The 1,784-nt window shown below is 71.7% G+C and carries 2 protein-coding genes and 1 pseudogene; all 3 read left to right on the top strand.

Annotation, left to right across the window (positions count from 1 at the left end; translation table 11 throughout):
- Positions 1-186 (top strand): annotated as a pseudogene (locus tag AOK09_RS36245) (Mov34/MPN/PAD-1 family protein); the annotation flags it as partial.
- A gap of 317 nt (positions 187-503) precedes the next feature.
- Positions 504-782 carry a MoaD/ThiS family protein gene (locus AOK09_RS36240; RefSeq protein ID WP_055591419.1) on the top strand — a complete coding sequence of 93 codons (279 nt, stop codon included), beginning with the start codon at positions 504-506 and terminating at the stop codon, positions 780-782.
- Positions 782-1,750 (top strand): PLP-dependent cysteine synthase family protein, encoded by a 969-nt coding sequence (locus tag AOK09_RS36235; protein ID WP_055591418.1) that lies wholly within the window; start codon positions 782-784, stop codon positions 1,748-1,750. Before AOK09_RS36240 ends, AOK09_RS36235 begins: the two co-directional genes overlap by 1 nt.
- The last annotated feature ends 34 nt before the right edge of the window (positions 1,751-1,784 follow it).

The following is a 1,784-nucleotide window of genomic DNA, read 5'->3' as shown; positions in this document are numbered from 1 at the left end:
GCCACCGAGGGGTACCCCTCGCGCACCGACGTCTCCTACGCCTCCGAGCCCGCGGCCCACTATGTGCTGGTCTCGACCGCGGAGTGCGGCAACGACGAGGGTCCTTTCCAGTTCCGTTCGTTCCGCATCGTGGACGGCGAGATCACCGAGGAAGACGTCCACGTGGTCGACGCCTACCAGGACTGACCTGGGAAACCGCGGGACGGCGGGCCGGGCACGGCCGAAATCCCGCGATACGAGACGCGACCATCCGCACCCTGGGACGGGCATCCCGGAGGGCACCCGGGAATCGATACGATGAGCGCATGCGTTCCGTCGATGTGAGCACCAAGGCCCCGGGCGTCCGCCTCGTGGCGCGGCTGCACATCGACCTGTGCCGCCTCGCCGACGGGGTCTGTCGCCGCACCCGTCCCTGACCGGCCGCACCCCCGGGGCCACGCCCCGCCACCAGTCCGTCCCTGCCCGCGCCCGACGGCGCCCATCCACTCCTCAGGAGCGCAGCCATGGCCATCGAGGTCCGCATCCCGACGATCCTCCGCACCTACACCGACGGCCAGAAGGCCGTCGAGGGCAGCGGACAGACCCTGGACGCCCTCTTCGCCGACCTTGACGCCCGCCACCCCGGCCTCCGCGACCGCCTCGTCGACGGCGGCGAGCTGCGCCGCTTCGTCAACGTCTACCTCAACGACGAGGACGTCCGCTTCCTGGACGGCATCTCCACCGGCGTCGCGGACGGCGACAGCGTCACCATCCTTCCGGCCGTGGCCGGCGGCGCGCGCTGATGCGCTACGACACCCCCATCGAGGCCGTCGGCAACACCCCGCTGGTCGGGCTGCCGAGGATCTCCGCCGCCGTCCCCGGGAACGACTCCGGGGGCGTGCGGCTCTGGGCCAAGCTGGAGGACCGCAACCCCACCGGCTCCATCAAGGACCGGCCCGCCCTCCACATGATCGAGCGTGCCGAGGCCGACGGCCGGCTCACGCCCGGCTGCACCATCCTCGAACCCACCAGCGGCAACACCGGCATCTCCCTCGCCATGGCGGCCAAGCTCAAGGGTTACCGCATGGTCTGCGTCATGCCCGAGAACACCAGCGCGGAGCGGCGCGAACTGCTCACCATGTGGGGCGCGGAGATCATCTCCTCCCCGGCCGCGGGCGGTTCCAACACCGCGGTCCGGGTCGCCAAGGAGATCGCGGCCGAACACCCCGACTGGGTCATGCTCTACCAGTACGGCAACCCCGACAACGCGGGCGCGCACTACGCCACCACCGGACCCGAGATCCTCGCCGACCTGCCGACCGTCACCCACTTCGTCGCCGGACTCGGCACCACCGGCACCCTGATGGGCGTCGGCCGCTACCTGCGGGAGAAGGTCCCCGGCGTGCAGATCGTCGCCGCCGAGCCCCGCTACGACGACCTGGTCTACGGACTGCGCAACCTCGACGAGGGCTTCGTCCCCGAGCTCTACGACGCCTCGGTGCTCACTACCCGCTTCAGCGTCGGCTCCCAGGACGCGGTGGTCCGCACCCGTGAGCTGCTGCAGTCGGAGGGCATCTTCGCGGGCGTCTCCACCGGCGCCATCCTGCACGCCGCGATCGGTGTCGGCCGCAAGGCCGCCCGGGCCGGCGAGCGGGCCGACATCGTCTTCGTGGTCGCCGACGGCGGCTGGAAGTATCTCTCCACCGGCATCTACACCGCCCCGACCACCGAGGCCGCGGTGGAGGCCCTCCAGGGCCAGCTCTGGGCCTGACCGCCCGCACCACCACCGGGGGTCCGCCGGCCGC

Source organism: Peterkaempfera griseoplana (assembly GCF_001418575.1).
Lineage (GTDB): Bacteria > Actinomycetota > Actinomycetes > Streptomycetales > Streptomycetaceae > Peterkaempfera > Peterkaempfera griseoplana.
The sequence above is the reverse complement of the archived record's forward strand: the minus strand, read 5'-3'. Positions and strand labels throughout refer to the sequence as shown.